The following is a 1654-nucleotide window of genomic DNA, read 5'->3' as shown; positions in this document are numbered from 1 at the left end:
AATCTAAAGTAATTTATATTGCCCATTGTCAATACCATCAATCGTCCAACTACCAATCCGATAACGGATTAAACGCAGTGTCGGAAAACCAATATTCGCCGTCATACGTCGTACTTGACGATTACGGCCTTCGCTAATCGTAATCGCGAGCCAAGTGGTGGGAATATTTGCGCGTTCGCGGATGGGCGGATTACGTGGCCAAATTTGCGGATCTGACATTATTTCAATTTTCGCAGGCAGGGTAAAACCATCTTTTAGTTTAACTCCCTTACGCAGCTTGTTGAGATCCGCTTCCTTAGGTGCGCCTTCTACTTGTACCCAGTAAGTTTTGCTGGTTTTCGCATCTGGCTGAGTGATTTTTGCCTGCAGATTACCGTCATTGGTGAGCAACAACAAGCCTTCACTATCTCTATCTAATCGGCCTGCAGCATAAACATCGGGCACATCGATAAAATCTTTTAAGGTCTGACGAGTGCTATCGTTATTGCCCTCATCGGTAAATTGGCTGAGCACATCAAAGGGTTTGTTGAACAGAATTATTTTTTGCGGGCCATCTACAACAGCCACTTTATTTCTCTGCACGGTACTTTTTTTGACCTGTATTGTTTTATCTGTTTTGGGATGCTTGCTTTTAAAGCGCTCATTATTTTTTGTAAACACCAGTTTCTGCCTGTCATGATAATAAAGAAAGATGATTGTAGCAGAAAAGCAACCACTACGGTGGTCACTTATCGCATGCAAATAGTGCCTATTTAGCTTCCCCTGGGGAGTTTCCGCTCGAAAACCTGTAGCGGTCGACCGCATCTAATAAGATAGCCTGCATGGCTGTCTTATTCTGCTCTCCAAGCTGAATTCTAATAAAATGGCTTGAGGTATCATGGGTATCATTGGACTATTTATCAGTTTTCGCTATGATAAAGGCCTGTTTTTTGTAGCGTAACAAATTGATAACAGTTTTTTATGCTTGGATAAAAATTCTCACTATTGCTAAAGGACATGATATGACAGATAAATCAGCAAAAATTATTTATACACAAACGGATGAAGCACCCGCACTGGCAACTCATTCACTGCTGCCAATTGTAAATGCATTTACTAAAGCGGCTGATATTGTTGTTGAAACACGGGACATCTCGTTAGCTGGTCGTATTATTGCCAACTTCTCAGACAAATTAACTGCTGCGCAGCAGTTACCCGATGCGTTATCGGAATTAGGCCTGCTTGTTAATCAAGCTAATGCAAATATTATTAAATTACCGAATGTCAGTGCATCTATACCTCAGTTACAAGCCGCCATTAAAGAGCTACAAGCACACGGTTATAATTTACCGGACTTCCCTGCTAATCCACAAACTGATGCAGAAAAAGAGACCCGAGCGCGTTACGCAAAACTATTAGGCAGTGCGGTAAATCCGGTATTGCGCGAAGGTAACTCCGATCGCCGTGTTGCCGATGCGGTTAAACAGTATGCACAAGATAATCCGCACCGTATGGGGGCATGGAGTAAAGATTCCAAATCACATGTTGCTAATATGCTGGAAGGCGATTTTTACGGTAGCGAGCAATCGGTTGTATTAGGCCATGATGATGATGTGAAAATTGAATTTACTAATGAAGCGGGTGTTAGTCATGCATTAAAAGCTTCAACGCCAGT

General features: G+C 42.2%; 2 protein-coding genes. One reads left to right on the top strand and one right to left on the bottom strand.

Translation table 11 applies throughout. The features are described 5' to 3' along the window. Positions 1 to 3 precede the first annotated feature (3 nt). Complete coding sequence (locus tag KSO91_RS17155; protein WP_238744236.1) at positions 4 to 582, bottom strand: pseudouridine synthase; 579 nt, start codon at positions 580 to 582, stop codon at positions 4 to 6. 419 nt (positions 583 to 1001) lie between these two features. Here KSO91_RS17155 and KSO91_RS17150 point away from each other — a divergent pair. Continuing rightward, a partial coding sequence (locus KSO91_RS17150; RefSeq protein WP_238744235.1) for an NADP-dependent isocitrate dehydrogenase occupies positions 1002 to 1654 on the top strand: 653 nt, incomplete at its 3' end.

This window comes from Psychromonas antarctica (genome assembly GCF_022267535.1).
Taxonomy (GTDB): domain Bacteria; phylum Pseudomonadota; class Gammaproteobacteria; order Enterobacterales; family Psychromonadaceae; genus Psychromonas; species Psychromonas antarctica.
The sequence above is the reverse complement of the archived record's forward strand: the minus strand, read 5'-3'. Positions and strand labels throughout refer to the sequence as shown.